Genomic DNA, 14,793 nt, shown 5'->3' on the forward strand with positions numbered 1-14,793 from the left:
ATGCGCGGCGGGGGCATGCGCGCGTTGGCGCAGGATCCGCGCCAGGCCCGCTCGCGGGACTTCACCGGATCAGCGCTTCGGCTGGTGCGCCGCCTGACGCCGCAGCGGTGGCCAACCGTGGCGGTGATCGTGCTGTCCGTGCTGGGCATCGCGCTCGGCGTGATCGGGCCGCGCATTCTGGGCCACGCCACCGATCTGCTGTTCAACGGTGTGGTCGGCCGGCAGCTGCCCGCTGGGATCACCAAGGACCAGGCAATCGCCGCGGCCCGAGCGCGCGGCGACAACACGTTCGCCGATCTGCTGTCGGGGATGAACGTGGTGCCGGGGCGCGGCGTCGACTTCACCGCGGTGGGCCGCACGCTGCTGCTGGCGCTGGGCCTGTATCTGCTTGCCGCGCTGCTGGTGTGGGCGCAGGCGCGGCTGCTCAACGTCATCGTGCAGCGCACAATCATGGCGCTGCGCGCCGACGTCGAGGACAAGGTGCACCGATTGCCGTTGTCCTACTTCGACTCCCGTCAGCGCGGTGAGCTGCTCAGCCGAGTGACCAACGACGTGGACAACATCCAGTCGTCGGTGTCGATGACGATCAGCCAGCTGCTCACCTCGGTGCTGACGGTCGTCGCCGTGCTGGCGATGATGCTGAGTATCTCGCCGTTGCTCGCGCTCATCACGGTGGTGACGGTTCCGCTCTCGTTGTGGGTGACCCGGGTGATCGCGCGGCGCTCACAACGGATGTTCGTGGCGCAGTGGACCAATACCGGCCGGCTCAACGCTCACATCGAGGAGACGTACAGCGGTTTCACGGTGGTCCGCACCTTCGGGCACCGCGCCGCCGCCCAGGAGAAGTTCCGCGAACTCAACAGTGACGTCTACCAGGCCAGCTTCGGGGCTCAGTTCTTCTCCGGGCTGGTGTCGCCGGCGACGACGTTCGTCGGCAACCTCAGCTATGTAGCGGTCGCCGTGGTGGGCGGCTACCAGGTCGCGACGGGCCAGATCACCCTGGGCAGCATCCAGGCGTTCATCCAGTACGTGCGCCAGTTCAATCAACCACTCACCCAGGTCGCGGGCATGTACAACACTCTGCAGTCCGGTGTGGCCAGCGCCGAGCGGGTCTTCGACTTCCTCGATGAGCCCGAGGAATCCCCTGACGGCACAACGACATTGCCGCGCACCGGTGGTGGGCGCGTCGAGTTCCGCAACGTGTGGTTCGGCTACCGGGAGGCCACCCCGGTGATCGAGGATCTGTCGCTGATCGCCGAGCCCGGCAGCACGGTGGCTATCGTCGGGCCGACTGGGGCGGGTAAGACGACGCTGGTGAATCTGTTGATGCGCTTCTACGACGTCGACTCCGGACAGATCCTGCTCGACGGTGTCGACATCACGACGCTGACCCGCGAGTCGCTGCGCTCGCGGATCGGCATGGTGCTGCAGGACACCTGGCTGTTCGGCGGCACCATCGCCGAGAACATCGCCTACGGCAAGCCGGGCGCCACTGAGCAGGAGGTGATCGACGCGGCACGCGCGGCCTACGTCGACCGGTTCGTGCACTCCCTGCCCGACGGCTACCAGACCCGCGTCAGCGACGACGGTGGCAACATCAGCGCCGGGGAAAAGCAGCTGATCACCATTGCCCGGGCGTTCCTCGCGCGGCCACAACTACTGATCCTCGACGAAGCGACCAGTTCGGTCGACACCCGCACCGAAGTGCTGATTCAGCATGCGATGACCGAATTGCGGCGGGAGCGAACGAGTTTCATTGTCGCCCACCGCCTCTCGACAATCCGCGATGCCGACACCATCCTGGTGATGGAGGCGGGGCGGATCGTCGAGGCGGGCACTCACGCCGAGCTACTCGACCGTCGTGGCCGCTATTACGCCATGACGCGGGCCTGATTCCTCAGAGCCCGGGCCCTTCCGCGCGCAGGTCGTCGACTTCGGCCATCGCCGAGCGGAGCTTGGCCAGCCACTCGTCGGCGTGCTCGCCGACCAGGCGTACACACCACGCCAGCGCATCGGAGCGCGAGCGAGCGACACCGGCGTCGACAAGGGTGTCCAGCACCCGGCGTTCGGGTTGCCTGAGCCGCGTCATCACCGGAACAGCGATGTGGGTGAACATGATTCGCTCGCCGCCAGCCTCGACACCCCAGGACACCTTGCGGCCGTACTTGTTCTCGGCCTCGTCGGCGATCCGCATCCGCTCGTTGCGGGTGTCCTCCCGGAACCGCGAAGCCCTGCCCGCGGCGCGGGCTTCGCTGTCAGGTTGGTCTGCGGCGTCGGGCAGCCGCCCGACGACGGTGATCTCCTCGCGGTCGACGATGACCGTGGGGTCAGCGCTGAACCAGTTCTCCGGGAGCCGTCCAGCGAACCATTCGCTGGCATCGGTCGCGTCGGGTTGATCGGCCTGTTGCCAGCCGCCGGGGCGGCCGGGGCGGCGATGGGCGTGTTGATGTTTCATGCATTACATAATTACAGTGAGGCATCACCCGGGCCACTGTTTCACTGCGGGCGAACTCCTCGTCCACTGTGGGCCCTATGCACGGAAAACGGCCCAGGGGCGTACATAAGCCCCACACTCGGCACCCCCACACTCAGCGCAACTACGCGCCGGCCCGCCGCGCACGGAAGAGTTTCACCTCGTCCTGGATGCCCTTGAGCCGACGCGCCTTAGCGAACGACCAGCTGAACTGCGGGTCATCGCCGATCTGCTCACGGGCCGCCTCGGAGACCAGGACCGAGCCGGGCCGCGCCACCGAGGTCACGCGGCTGGCCAGATTCACCGGACTGCCGAACCAGTCGCCGGCACGGCTGACCGCCGGCCCATGGGAGACACCCACCCGCAGTCGCGGTAGCTCCTGATCGGCGTCGGTGGCCTCGACGAGCGTCAGCATCGCGTCGAGCAGTGCCGCGGTATCGGCCGACACCAGCATCACGGCGTCACCAATCGTCTTGATGAACCGGACCGGCGGCACAGCCACCTCGCGGGCGACGTCGCCCAGACGGTTGGCGAGGTGTTCGAGTTCCTCCGGCGGCACCATCTCACCGAGCCGGGTGAACCCGACGAGATCGGCGAAGGACACGGCGACCATCCGCGCGCCGGGCAGGGGCGCGCCCGTGGCGCGCTCGTTGGCGTTGACCGCTTCGGTCTCCATCGCGTGCCGCAACTGCAGCATCAGCATGTCCTGGACCATCGGGCCCAGCAGCGGCGCCGCGGCGCTGACCAGGGCCTGCGCCCCTTGGGCCATCTCGAGTTCGGTGGTTCCGGGGCGCAACATCGTCGTCGCAACGGCGGTGTGGCGCATCGCCTCGGCGGCGCGCGAAAGCCCTTCCGCCAGAAGCCGAACCACCGTGAGCAACTGATCGGGGTCGATACCCAGGCTCAGGAACTTCTTGATGTGGATCGCCGATTCCGCGTCTGGCCGCAGATACACCTGCGCGTCCGGATCATCGACCGTCGCCAGCCCACTGGCGCGCTGGAAGCGCATCAGCTGGTCGATGTCCAGACCGGTACTCTCGCTGATCTGGCGCGCCGAGAGCCGGGTGCCGTCGTCGCCGACGATGCGGCGGGCCGGCAACAGCACCGGGGCGAAGGATGCGCCGATCTCTTCGGCGGTGATGCCCTGGCCGAGCAACCAGGCGACCAACTCGGCCCGCTCGGCGCGGGCCTGCCCGGTCAGTCCGTCGAGCAGTCCCGACGATTCGATGGACTCGGGGCCGGGATGTTGCGTCACCGCCTCAACGTATACCGTCAGTACCGATGTCACGATCGCCACTGTTGCGCGGACTGGCGCCGATCGTGGGCGCAGAACCCCGATTGCTCATCCTGGGCAATATGCCCAGCGCCATGTCATTGTCGAGCGGCCAGTACTACGGCAATCCGCGAAACGTCTTCTGGCGCATCACCGCGGAGGTGTACGGGTTCGATTCCGGCGGATCTTACGGCGAGCGGACCGAGGCCCTAAGCAGCAACCGGGTCGCCGTCTGGGATGTACTGCGCAGTTGCCGGCGGGTGGGCAGTCTGGACTCGGCAGTCGAGCCGGACAGCATGGTGGCCAACAACTTCGAAGCGTTCTTCGCCGCACATGTGTCGATCGAACGGGTCTGCTTCAACGGCGCTGCCGCACAACAGAACTTCACCCGGCTGGTCGGCGCGTTTCCCGCATGGGCCGGTATCGGCTTCGTACGTCTGCCCTCGACCAGCCCGGCGCACACCATGAGCTTTGCCGACAAGCTGACTGCCTGGCGCGAAGGACTGCGGCTACCGCAGGCACCCTAGGGTCAATCCGGCGCGGTACTACAACCGGTCGCTACTGCCGTTCACCGCGGTCATCGCCGCGGCGATTGCCCGACGCACCGTCGGCTCGTGGGGCGGGCGCCCCCAGCCCGGTGCGCCGGCAAGCTCGGCGACCCCCAGCAGGGCGGCGCCCACGACGGGCGGTTGGTCAGGGATGGTGATTCGCACCGCGGGACACACCTGCGTCAGGCCGGCGGTGATGTCGGCCAGCAGCAACGGGTCGCGCGCGGCGAGGATGCCCCCGCCGAGAATAACCTCGCAGCTCTGATCGCTCAGGTGAAGGGCGGTGATCGCGACCCGGGCCATCGTGACCACCTCGGCGGCTTGTTTGTGCACCAGATCCAGCGCGTGCTGATCTCCTTGGGCGGCGACCTGGAAAAGCAGCGGCACCACCTCATGCATCCGGTCGGCCGGAATCCGGTTGGTGCTCAGCGCGATCCCCGCGTCGACCGCGGTCGGGGTGTCGAAGTGGTCGGCGATGGCAGCGCTGAGCGCGGTCTGTGGCCCGCGCCCGTCCTCGCCCCGGCAGGCCAGGAAGATCGCCGCGGCGGCTAAGGCACGACCACCGCCCCAGTCGCCGGTCAGTTCGCCCAACGCGGGGAACCGCACCTGCCGGCCGTCTGTGCCGACCCCGATGCAGTTGATCCCGGCTCCGCACACCACCGCCACCCCGGCCGCCCCCGATCCTCCCGACCGCAGCAGCGCCAACATGTCGTTGCCGACCACCACCCGCTCGGACAACCCCGCGGCTCGCAAGTAATCAGCGTAGAAGGCCTCCTGCTCTGCGAAATCAGCATTAGCCAGATAGGCCGCGACCAGCGCGACGGACGGCTGCCCGCACTCGCCGATCACCGCCTGGATACCGACGGCCAGCCGATCCAGTTCGACCTCCACACCGTCGTCGTGCGGTCTGAACCCACCCTGGCGGCGGTAGCCGGCAACCGTACCGTCGGGTGCGAGCACCAGGACGTCGGTCTTGGAGTTGCCGGCATCTACCGCGACCAGGTGCCCTTGGCGCGACGTCAGCGGGTCCACCGAAGGTACGCCTTGTTCTCGGCAATCAGCCTGTCCGCCAAGGTGTTCGCAGCATCCCATTGGCCGATGAGCGGGTGCGCGAGCAGTGCGTGGACCACGCGGTCGCGACCACCGTGCAGGGCCGCCTCTAGCGCCAGTCGCTCGTAGCCTGCGGTGTGACCGATCAAGCCGGCCAGGTCCGGGGCCACCGGGTCGAGTCTGACCGGGCTCGCCCCGTCCGCGGTGATGGTCGCCGGAACCTCGATCACCATGTCCGGCGGCAGGAACGGCAGGGTGTCACCGTTGACAGTGTTGACCACCTGCACATCGCCGCGGCCGTTGACCAGTGAGGCGACCAGTCCAATGGCGGCCTCGGAATAGTAGGCGCCGCCGCGTTGCGCGAGGATGTCCGGCTTGCGATCCAAGCCGGGATCGGAGTACATGGCCAGGAGTTCGTCCTCAATGGCGGCGACCGCCTTCGCCCGAGGCACGCTGCCGCGCAGCTCGTCGACCACACGGTCGTGCTGATAGAAGTAGCGCAGGTAGTAGGACGGCACGCTGCCCAACAGGCTCAGTAGCTCGGCGGGCAGCTCCAGATGCTCGGCGATCGCGTCGAGGTGGTCGGCCAGCAGCGCCGGCAGTACGTCGCTGCCGGTGTCGAACGGAGCACCCGCCTCGGGCAGCACCCGCACCGCGCGCTCCCACGTCAGGTGGTTGAGTCCGACGTGGTCCAGACTCACCCGATCCGGTGTGACGCCGAGGAATTCGGCGAACTTGCGCTGCAGGCCGATGGCGACGTTGCACAGGCCGACGGCCTTGTGCCCGGCTTGCAGCAGCGCCCGGGTGACGATGCCGACAGGATTGGTGAAGTCGACGATCCAGGCATCGGGGTTGACCGACCGTACCTGCTCGGCGATGTCGAGAACCACCGGGACGGTGCGCAACGCCTTGGCGAAACCTCCTGCGCCGGTTGTCTCTTGCCCTACGCAACCGCACTCCAGCGGCCATGTTTCGTCGCGCTCACGCGCGGCTTGGCCGCCGATGCGAAGCTGCATCAGCACGGCGACCGCCCCGTCGGCGGCCTCGGCGACCTCGGTCGAACCCCGAACGAGTGTCGGGGTGCCATATCTGGTCAGGATCCGCTGGGATACCGCGGCGAGCAACTCGCGGCGATCCTTGGCCGGGTCGACCAGAACGACCTCGGTGATCGGGAGATCCCGGTGAAGTCGGGCGATACCGTCGATCAGTTCGGGGGTGTAGGTGGAACCACCACCGACCACCACGATCTTCATGAAATGCTCCTTGTACCAGAACCATATTCGAGCGCCACCCCGGGACTCGGACGGTTTTGTCCAGCCACCAATCGCCCCGCATGACCCGCACGATTAGAAAGTAGTTTTCCAATAAATTAGCCCCGCGGTGGGGTGCGGTCAAGTGGGCGGGGAGCCGCTCGGCCTCAGAAGCGCGCGAGGTTCGCCCACGCCCGTACCACACCGGCCGCCAGGCATCCGTCGACCACACCAGCTTCACCCAGCGCACTGACCCGCAGCTCCGGTATCACCGGTGAAATCTGGCCGAGTTCGGCTTTGACGCGTTCGGCGAACCCATTCGCCCGGCCGATGCCGCCACCGATGACCACCAACTCCGGATCGGCCACCGCGACCACCGAGCAGATCGCCTTGGCCACCATGATGGCCTCGTTGGCCACCACCTTCTCGGCACGGGCATCGCCCTTGCTTGCCGCCGCGAAGACCCGCTCAGCGGAGATCACTCCAGTCATACCCGCGCGGCGCGCCGCCCGGACCACCCCGGCGGCCGAGGCCGATGCTTCCAGCCGCCCGCGGCGACGAGCGTCGCGTTCGTCGGTACTGCTGGCGTCGACCAAAGGCAGATAACCGATTTCACCGGCGACGCGGTGTGCCCCACGGTGCAGTTTCCCGTCCAGGATCAACCCCATGCCGATGCCGGTCCCGACCGATACGAAAGCGAAGCTCTGCACGTCCCGGCCGTGCCCGAGCGCCTGTTCAGCCAGTGCCGACGCGTTCACGTCGTTCTCGAACATGACATTCTGGCCGAACTCGGCCCGCAGCTCCCGCACCACCGACGGATGCCCCCAGCCGGAGAGCACACTGGCCAGCCGGATGGCGTCATTGTCGGCGTCGAAGATGCCGGGCGTACCGATCACCGTCTGGGTGATGGCCTGACGAGACAGGTTCGCCATCTTGGCCAGCTCGGCACGCAACTTCACCAACTCACGAATGGCCGCGCGGCTGCCGCCGGTCGGCGCTTTGACCTCGCACCTGGCCAGCGGCTGACCGGTGAGGTCGCACACCGCGCCACGCAGGTAGCGGTGGCCGACGTCCAGGGCGAGCACGTGCCCGGCGTCCGGCGAGAACTCGTAGAGCTGCGCAGACGGACCGGGGACCCCCACCCGGTGGCCGCTGATCCGCACCAGCCCAGCATCCGTGAGTACCGACAGTGCCGCCGACACAGTGGGTTTGGACAGCCCGGTGAGCTCGGCGAGCTCGGCGCGGGAGAGCTGCCCGCCGGCCCGCAGATGGTCGACCAGAAGCTGTTCGTTCATCGCCTTGATCGACCGGCGCCGTCCCGGCCCCTGCACTACGTCCACCACACGGTGCCCTCCTTCGCTACTCGACGTCCGGCACATAGGGTAGCGATTCTTCAACACTGCCAGACGACTTCGGCATCTGACGACACGCCGACGCCGGTGAATCGCAGTGAGCGAATGCTCGTTTCGGTTGCAGGTAGTTAATTGGAAGAGTACTTTCCTTCCAATCGGATCCTACCCATGGAGTCAATTGATGCCAGCACCGGTGATCGTCGCCTTCGACTTCGGCGGCACCAAGACCGGCGTCGCGGTGTGCGAACCCGACGGCACCCAGTTGGACACTGCGGCCGTGCCGGTCTCTGCGAGCGCTGGTGCGCAGCATAATCTGCACGGCGCCATCGAACGTGTGCGGGCGATGTTGGCCGCGTCCGCCCGGGGTCGCCCGATCGCCGGGGTCGGGGCCGCCACGTTCGGGATCCCTATGTCGACCGGGATCGCGCTCGCCACCGCCGTCGACGGCTGGGCCGAGCTGGCGCTGGAGTCGGAGCTACGCGTCGCCTTCCCGGACGCTACGGTATCGGTCGCCAACGACGTGAAGGCCGCCGCCGCGGCCGAGGTCACCTTCGGCCGGCTGGCCGGCTGCGATCCGGGGATCTACCTCAATCTCGGTACCGGCCTGGCCGCCGCGATCGTCGTCGACGGGACCGTGCTCAACGGACGCCACGGCGCATCCGGCGAGATCGGTTACAACCTACGGTCCCGGGAGGCGATCGATCGCCCCGATGACCGCACGATCTTGGAGGACTTCGTCTCCGGCGGCGCGCTGTCGCGTCGTGGCGAGGTCCTCTTCGGACGTCCCGTTTCCGCCGCGGAGGTGTTGTCGGTGGCCGCGACGGATCACCGGATCCGTTATCTGGTCGACGATTTCGTCGGTGAGCTGGCGTTCCATCTGGTCAATCTGGCCAACGCCGTCGATCCGCAGCGGATCGTTTTCGGCGGTGGGATGACCGCAGCCTGGCAGCTGCTGCATCCCGCCCTGCGCGCCGCGCTCGACGCGGCAGTCCCCTATCCGCCGGAGTTGGTTCAGGCAGCTTTCCCAGATACCGCTGCTCTGATCGGCGCCATTGCACTGGGCACCAGGGCGGCGACGTCGCCGCCCGCCGCCCAGGCCAGCCACAACCACTGATCACGAATTCCCAACCTAGGAAGACAGAGCCAATGCGCCCATCACCCGTCCGTCGCGGTCTGGTAGCCCTTGCCGTCGCCGGTGTTGCGTTGTCGGGTTGTTCCACCAGCGGCACCACCTCGACCACCGGTTCACCAACGGGTTCGCAGCCCTCCGGCCCCACCGGGGTGCCGACCGGTAGCCACAAACAAGGCGGCCAGCTCACCATAGTCAACGTGACCGGGCAGACTTGGGGCTGCGCGTTCAACCCCTTCAATCCGTCGGTCAACCAACAGTCGCAGGGCTTCGTCTACGAGCCACTGGTGTTCGTGAACATCCTCAACAACGAGGCCGAGACACCGTTGCTGGCCAGTAGCTACGCCTGGGCACCCGATGGCAAGTCCATCGAGTTCGTCATTCGAGACGGGGTGAAGTGGAGCGACGGCCAGCCGCTGACCGCCAAGGACGTCGAGTTCACCTTCAACCTGCTCAAGCAGTCCCCGGCCCTGGATTCCTTCGCGCTGTGGACCGGCGCCGGTCTGCAGAGCGTGACCGCCGACGGCAACAAGGTGACGATGCAGTTCGCCGCGCCGGCCAAGTCCTACTTCTTCAACTTCGCCAACCAAGTGCCCATCGTTCCCCAACACATCTGGTCCACCGGCGACGCGGCCGCCCACCCCGACACCTGGAACGACGAAAAGCCTATTGGCACAGGTCCTTTCACGGTCAACAACTGCAATCCGAACAACATCGAGTTCACCGCGAACCCGAGCTACTGGCAGCCCGGCAAACCGTTCATCCAGAAGGTCGAATACCCCGCCTACCTCGACAACGGCCCGGCGAACCTGGATCTGGCCACCGGCAAGGGACAGTGGGGCAGCCAGTTCATCCCGAACATCAAGACGTTCTACCTGGACCGTTCACCGGACAACCGCACCTGGTCGCCGCCGGTCACCAACCTGTCGCTGTATCCGAACCTCGACCCGTCACGGCCGGCGACCAGCAAGCTCGAAGTGCGGCAGGCGATCGCGATGGCGCTCGACCGTTCGAAGGTCGCGACCGTCGGTGAAGGCGGGCAGCAGCCGCCGGCCAACCAGACCGGCATCGTCACCCCGACGTTCGACAAGTACTTCGACTCCGCCGCACTGGCCAAGGCCGGCTACGACAAGCCGAACCCGGACAAAGCCAAGCAGTTGCTGGCCGCCGCCGGTTACGGTCCGGATCATCCGTTGGACCTCAGCGTCATCACGATCACCGGCTATACCGACTGGGACGCCTCGCTGATGGTCGTCAAGCATCAGCTGGCTGATGTCGGGATCAACCTCACCGTTCAGGATCTGGCCCAGGAGACCTTCAACGACAAGCTCTACAACGGCGACTTCGACCTGGCTTACTTCGGGCCGGCCGGCGGACCGACACCCTACTACGAGATGCGGCTGAACCTGTACTCGAAGAACAGTGCGCCGATCGGAAAGCCCGCCAGCTCCAACTACTCCCGCTACAACAACCCGGACGTCGACAAGTTGCTCGACCAGTACCCGCTGGCCGACAGCGCGGCGCAGGTGGACATCGTCAAGCAGCTCGGCGAGGCGATGCTGCGCGACGTACCGGTCATCCCCGTCACCGAGAGCGTGGACTGGTTCCAGTACAACACCAAGGACATCGACGGCTGGCCGACGGAGGCCAACCCCTACGCTCAGCCGGGCGCCTTCAACATTCCCGACAACGGAATCGTGTTGACGTCGATCTGGTCGAAGTCCGCTCAGGGCTGAGATGAGACGACGATGAATACCGAGGAGCTGGCCGGGTGAGATATCTGCTGCGTCGTCTCGGCTTCTTCGTGATCACCCTGTGGGTGGCGCTGACGCTCAACTTCTTCATTCCGCGGATGATGCCGGGAAACCCCGTCGACGCGCTGCGCACTCGCACCCATGGCCGACTGTCCACCGATGCGTTGCAACAGCTGCTGACGTCGTTCGGCTACAAACCGGATGCGAATGTCTTCGGCCAGTATCTGGACTACTTGGGCAACATGTTCACGGGTCGGTGGGGGGTATCGGTCGGCGCCAACCTCGGCCAACCGATCACCCAGATCATCGCCCAGGCCTTACCCTGGACCGTCGGTCTGGTCGGGGTGTCCACGGTGGTCGCCTTTGCATTCGGCACCCTGATCGGCGCAGTGGCGGGTTGGCGGCGCGGTGGGGTGCTCGACTCGGTGCTGCCCACGGTTTTCGTGATCACCTCAGCACTGCCCTACTTCTGGGTCGCGCTGCTGCTGATTCTGGTGTTCTCGGTCTCGACGGGTGGTTGGCTGCCCCACGATTTCAACTACGACTCGAACCTCACCCCGGGCTGGAGCGGGCCGTTCATCCTCAGCGTCCTGGTACACGCGGTCCTGCCCGCCTCGACGATCGTGATCACCGCGGTCGGCGGGTGGGTGCTGACGATGCGCAACAACATGATCACCACGTTGTCGGAGGACTACATCCGGATGGCCCGGGCCAAGGGACTGTCCGGCTGGAAGATCATGACCGGCTACGGCGCCCGAAATGCGGTACTGCCCAACTTGTCCGGATTCGCGATGTCACTGGGCTTCGTCGTTTCCGGCGCCATCCTGGTCGAATACGTCTTCAACTATCCGGGACTGGGCTATCTGCTCTACAACGCGGTGCAGAATACCGACTACCCGCTAATGCAGACATTGTTCATGTTGTTCACCGTCGCCGTCCTGGTGGCGGTACTGGTATGCGATTTCGCCATCGTTGCTCTAGATCCGCGTGCCAGGGCCAAGGCGTGAGGAGGCCGACACGATGAGTGTGGTGGTTCCCGCCGCGACAGCGGCGCCCGACGAAGCTCTCGCGCAGGCGAGGCGCAAAGGCGGGTTCTGGCGGTCACTGGTGCGCAACCCGAAAGCCGTGGCCGGAATCGTCATCTTCCTGATCTTCACGGCGATGGCGGTGTGGCCAGGACTGTTCACCTCCATCGGCGACCCGAACGCACTGGACTTCGCCCCCGCCCAACCGCCTTCCGGTGACCACATTTTGGGCACAACCGCGCTGGGGCAGGACATCTGGGGTCAACTGGTGTTCGGCGCCAGACAGTCTCTGATCGTGGCGCTGGTTGCCGGCGGTTGCGCGACGGCGCTGTCGGTGCTCGTCGGCGTCAGCGCCGCCTACCTGGGCGGGATCGTCGACGACATCCTGTCACTGTTGACCAACGTCATCCTGGTGATCCCGGCCTTCCCGCTGATCATCATCTTCGCCAAGTACGCCGGCCAGGGCGGCCTGCCGGTCATTCTGCTCGTCCTCATCATCACGGGCTGGTCGTACGGCGCCAACCAACTCCGGGCGCAAGCACTTTCACTGCGCAATCGGGACTTCCTGGAAGCGGCCCGGGTACGCGGTGAGCGTCGGTCCTACATCATCCTCGCCGAGGTGTTGCCAAACCTGGCCTCGCTCATCGTCGCCACCTTCCTCGGTGCCGCATTGTATTCGGTGCTGACCGCCGCCGGTCTGCAGTTCCTCGGGCTCGGGGATCCGAACACCACGAGCTGGGGCACAATGCTCTACTGGTCGCAGAACCAGCAAGCCCTAATGACCGGAATGCCGTTGTGGTCCATCGCTCCTGGGTTGTGCGTGGCCCTGCTGGGTGCCTCATTCGCATTGATCAACTACGCCTTCGACGAGATCAGCAATCCGGCGTTGCGACCGGTCAGAAAGAAGCGCTTGCGAAGCTCGGGCAAAGCGGGTGGCGATGACTGAGATCTCGGGGGTCTCGGCGCCGCTGCTTTCGGTCAGGCAGCTGTCGGTGGCTTACGGCACGCCCTCCGGCCCGGTCACCGCGGTGGACAAGGTCGAGTTCGACGTGCGTCGCGGTGAGTTCGTCGGGGTGGTCGGCGAGTCCGGCTGCGGCAAGTCGACGATGTTGTTCGGCATCGCCCGGTTGCTCACCGAGCCGGCCGAGATCGTCGGCGGCAGCGTGCTGTTCAACGGGCGCAACCTCGTCACCATGACCCAGCGGCAACTGAATGTGTTGCGCTGGAAGGACTACTCGGTGGTCATGCAGAGCGCGATGAATGCGCTCAACCCGGTCACCTCCATCGCCGCGCAGTTCGACGACGCGCTGGACGCCCACGCCACGATGTCCAAGCGGGCCAAGTTGGAGCGGTCCCGCGAGGTGCTGGATCTGGTGGGCATCGACCCGGCCCACCTGTCCAGCTATCCCCACCAGCTCTCTGGCGGGATGCGACAACGAGCGATGATCGCAATGGCGTTGCTGTTCACCCCCGAGTTGATCATCATGGACGAGCCGACGTCCGCGTTGGACGTCGTCGCCCAACGGTCGCTGATGATGCAGATCAAAGATCTGCAGCGGCGCCTGGGTTTCGCAGTCGTGTTCGTCACCCATGACATGTCGCTGGTCAGCCACTTCTCCGACCGCCTGCTGGTGATGTATGCCGGGCAGGTGGTCGAGGACGGACCCACCCGTCAGGTATTCGACAGCCCGGCGCATCCCTACAGCAGGGGCCTGCTGGAGGCATTTCCCTCGATCCGGGGGCCGCGGGTGCCGCTGCTCGGAATTCCCGGCAGTCCGCCGTCGATGTCCCGGCTGCCCAGCGGGTGCCGGTTCCAGCCGCGCTGCCCGGTGGCCGTCGAGGACTGCCTCGATGTGCAGCCCCCGCTGCTGCCCTCCGGACCACCCGGGCACTCGACAGCCCGCTGTCTGCTGCTTGACCCGATCCATCGGCGCGGGGGCGAACAATGACCAGTCCGGATACCACCCCGTTGTTGCAGACGCGCGGCCTGACAAAACATTTCAAAATCGGTGGTGGACTCTTCCGCAAGACACTGCACGCCGTCGACGACGTGAACCTCACCGTCGCGGACCGAGAGATCGTCGCCCTGGTCGGTGAGAGCGGGAGCGGCAAGAGCACCGTTGCCCGGCTACTGGCCGGGGCGCACCGGCCGACGGCCGGCGACATCCTGTTCCAGGGTCGGCCGGTGTCGGAGATGAAGGGGCGCAAGCAGTTACTGGACTACCACCGCGCGGTGCCGATGGTGTTCCAGGACCCGTTCTCGTCGCTGAATCCCGCCTACCGGGTCTCGCACGGGATTGACCGCTGCCTTCGGCTGCATCGCCCCGAGTTGACCGCGGCGCAGCGCCAGGTCGAGTCCGAGCGGGTGGTGGAGGCCGTCGGGCTGCGCCCCGCCCGGGACGTGCTGGAGCGCTATCCACACGAACTGTCCGGTGGGCAGCGCCAACGCATCGGTTTCGCTCAGGCGCTGTCGTGCCGCCCGAGGCTGATCGTCGCCGACGAGCCGGTCTCGATGCTGGACGTCTCGATCCGCATCGGGCTGCTCAACGTGATGGCCGACTTGCGGTCCGAACTGGGGGTGTCGATTCTCTATATCACCCACGACATCGCCAGTGCGCGTTACATCTCCGATCGCATACTGGTGATGTACGGCGGACATGTGGTCGAATCCGGGCCCACTGAGCAGGTGCTCTCGGCACCCGCCCATCCGTACACCCAGCTACTGCTGTCGGCTGTTCCCGATCCGCGGGCACCGCTGCCCGAAGCCGTCGAGGCCGACCGAGGTGAGCCGCCCAGGGTGATCGACCCGCCGCCCGGCTGCCGGTTCCGCCACCGCTGCCCGGTAGCCATCGACCGTTGCGCGTCCAGCGAGCCGGCATTGCTGCCGCTGGCCGACGGGCAGTCGGCCGCCTGTCATGTCCGGGCCGGTGTGTGAGGGC

Annotated in this window: 13 protein-coding genes; 8 read left to right on the forward strand and 5 right to left on the reverse strand. The window is 66.5% G+C overall.

Features of this window, described 5'->3' with window-relative positions:
- A complete protein-coding gene (locus tag ACXDF8_RS17900) occupies nt 1-1,893 on the forward strand; it encodes an ABC transporter ATP-binding protein (RefSeq protein WP_457224690.1) in 1,893 nt (630 codons plus the stop codon).
- A 4-nt stretch (nt 1,894-1,897) separates the two neighbouring features.
- Here ACXDF8_RS17900 and ACXDF8_RS17905 read toward each other — a convergent pair whose 3' ends face one another.
- Complete coding sequence (locus ACXDF8_RS17905) at nt 1,898-2,455, reverse strand: ATP-binding transcription factor AbmR (RefSeq protein WP_457224623.1); 558 nt, start codon at nt 2,453-2,455, stop codon at nt 1,898-1,900.
- A gap of 142 nt (nt 2,456-2,597) precedes the next feature.
- Entirely contained in the window at nt 2,598-3,761 is a 1,164-nt protein-coding gene (locus ACXDF8_RS17910; RefSeq protein ID WP_457224624.1) for an adenylate/guanylate cyclase domain-containing protein, read from the reverse strand.
- Between ACXDF8_RS17910 and ACXDF8_RS17915 the strand changes: the two genes are divergently transcribed.
- Nucleotides 3,755-4,273: a DNA-deoxyinosine glycosylase gene (locus tag ACXDF8_RS17915; RefSeq protein ID WP_457224625.1), complete on the forward strand. Its 519-nt coding sequence runs from the start codon at nt 3,755-3,757 to the stop codon at nt 4,271-4,273. The genes ACXDF8_RS17910 and ACXDF8_RS17915 overlap by 7 nt on opposite strands.
- A gap of 18 nt (nt 4,274-4,291) precedes the next feature.
- Here ACXDF8_RS17915 and ACXDF8_RS17920 read toward each other — a convergent pair whose 3' ends face one another.
- The 3 genes from ACXDF8_RS17920 to ACXDF8_RS17930 form a co-directional block, all read right to left on the reverse strand.
- Nucleotides 4,292-5,326: an N-acetylglucosamine kinase gene (locus tag ACXDF8_RS17920; protein WP_457224626.1), complete on the reverse strand. Its 1,035-nt coding sequence runs from the start codon at nt 5,324-5,326 to the stop codon at nt 4,292-4,294.
- Entirely contained in the window at nt 5,314-6,597 is a 1,284-nt protein-coding gene (locus tag ACXDF8_RS17925) for a 6-phospho-beta-glucosidase (RefSeq protein ID WP_457224627.1), read from the reverse strand. Before ACXDF8_RS17925 ends, ACXDF8_RS17920 begins: the two co-directional genes overlap by 13 nt.
- Before the next feature lie 164 nt (nt 6,598-6,761).
- On the reverse strand, nt 6,762-7,934 hold the full coding sequence (locus ACXDF8_RS17930; protein ID WP_457224628.1) for an ROK family transcriptional regulator: 1,173 nt from the start codon (nt 7,932-7,934) through the stop codon (nt 6,762-6,764).
- A gap of 193 nt (nt 7,935-8,127) precedes the next feature.
- On the opposite strand from ACXDF8_RS17930, the gene ACXDF8_RS17935 reads away from it, so the two are divergent.
- The 6 genes from ACXDF8_RS17935 (at nt 8,128) to ACXDF8_RS17960 (ending at nt 14,789) form a co-directional block, all read left to right on the forward strand.
- Nucleotides 8,128-9,060: an ROK family protein gene (locus tag ACXDF8_RS17935; RefSeq protein WP_457224629.1), complete on the forward strand. Its 933-nt coding sequence runs from the start codon at nt 8,128-8,130 to the stop codon at nt 9,058-9,060.
- A gap of 215 nt (nt 9,061-9,275) precedes the next feature.
- On the forward strand, nt 9,276-10,811 hold the full coding sequence (locus tag ACXDF8_RS17940) for an ABC transporter substrate-binding protein (protein WP_457224630.1): 1,536 nt from the start codon (nt 9,276-9,278) through the stop codon (nt 10,809-10,811).
- Nucleotides 10,812-10,846: 35 nt separating this feature from the next.
- On the forward strand, nt 10,847-11,836 hold the full coding sequence (locus tag ACXDF8_RS17945; RefSeq protein WP_457224631.1) for an ABC transporter permease: 990 nt from the start codon (nt 10,847-10,849) through the stop codon (nt 11,834-11,836).
- A gap of 13 nt (nt 11,837-11,849) precedes the next feature.
- Nucleotides 11,850-12,800, forward strand: coding sequence for an ABC transporter permease (locus tag ACXDF8_RS17950; protein WP_457224632.1), 951 nt, complete (start codon nt 11,850-11,852; stop codon nt 12,798-12,800).
- Entirely contained in the window at nt 12,793-13,803 is a 1,011-nt protein-coding gene (locus ACXDF8_RS17955; protein ID WP_457224633.1) for an ABC transporter ATP-binding protein, read from the forward strand. Before ACXDF8_RS17950 ends, ACXDF8_RS17955 begins: the two co-directional genes overlap by 8 nt.
- Complete coding sequence (locus ACXDF8_RS17960) at nt 13,800-14,789, forward strand: oligopeptide/dipeptide ABC transporter ATP-binding protein (protein WP_457224634.1); 990 nt, start codon at nt 13,800-13,802, stop codon at nt 14,787-14,789. Before ACXDF8_RS17955 ends, ACXDF8_RS17960 begins: the two co-directional genes overlap by 4 nt.
- Nucleotides 14,790-14,793: the final 4 nt, after the last annotated feature.

It is taken from the genome of Mycolicibacterium sp. CBM1, from assembly GCF_054073305.1.

What these genes read in the sequence shown, in the direction of transcription:
- ACXDF8_RS17900 (WP_457224690.1), top strand. Translation starts at nt 1, where the DNA reads ATGCGCGGCGGGGGCATGCGCGCGTTGGCGCAGGATCCGCGCCAGGCC.
- ACXDF8_RS17905 (WP_457224623.1), bottom strand. Translation starts at nt 2,455, where the DNA reads ATGAAACATCAACACGCCCATCGCCGCCCCGGCCGCCCCGGCGGCTGG.
- ACXDF8_RS17915 (WP_457224625.1), top strand. Translation starts at nt 3,755, where the DNA reads ATGTCACGATCGCCACTGTTGCGCGGACTGGCGCCGATCGTGGGCGCA.
- ACXDF8_RS17925 (WP_457224627.1), bottom strand. Translation starts at nt 6,597, where the DNA reads ATGAAGATCGTGGTGGTCGGTGGTGGTTCCACCTACACCCCCGAACTG.
- ACXDF8_RS17935 (WP_457224629.1), top strand. Translation starts at nt 8,128, where the DNA reads ATGCCAGCACCGGTGATCGTCGCCTTCGACTTCGGCGGCACCAAGACC.
- ACXDF8_RS17950 (WP_457224632.1), top strand. Translation starts at nt 11,850, where the DNA reads ATGAGTGTGGTGGTTCCCGCCGCGACAGCGGCGCCCGACGAAGCTCTC.
- ACXDF8_RS17955 (WP_457224633.1), top strand. Translation starts at nt 12,793, where the DNA reads ATGACTGAGATCTCGGGGGTCTCGGCGCCGCTGCTTTCGGTCAGGCAG.
- ACXDF8_RS17960 (WP_457224634.1), top strand. Translation starts at nt 13,800, where the DNA reads ATGACCAGTCCGGATACCACCCCGTTGTTGCAGACGCGCGGCCTGACA.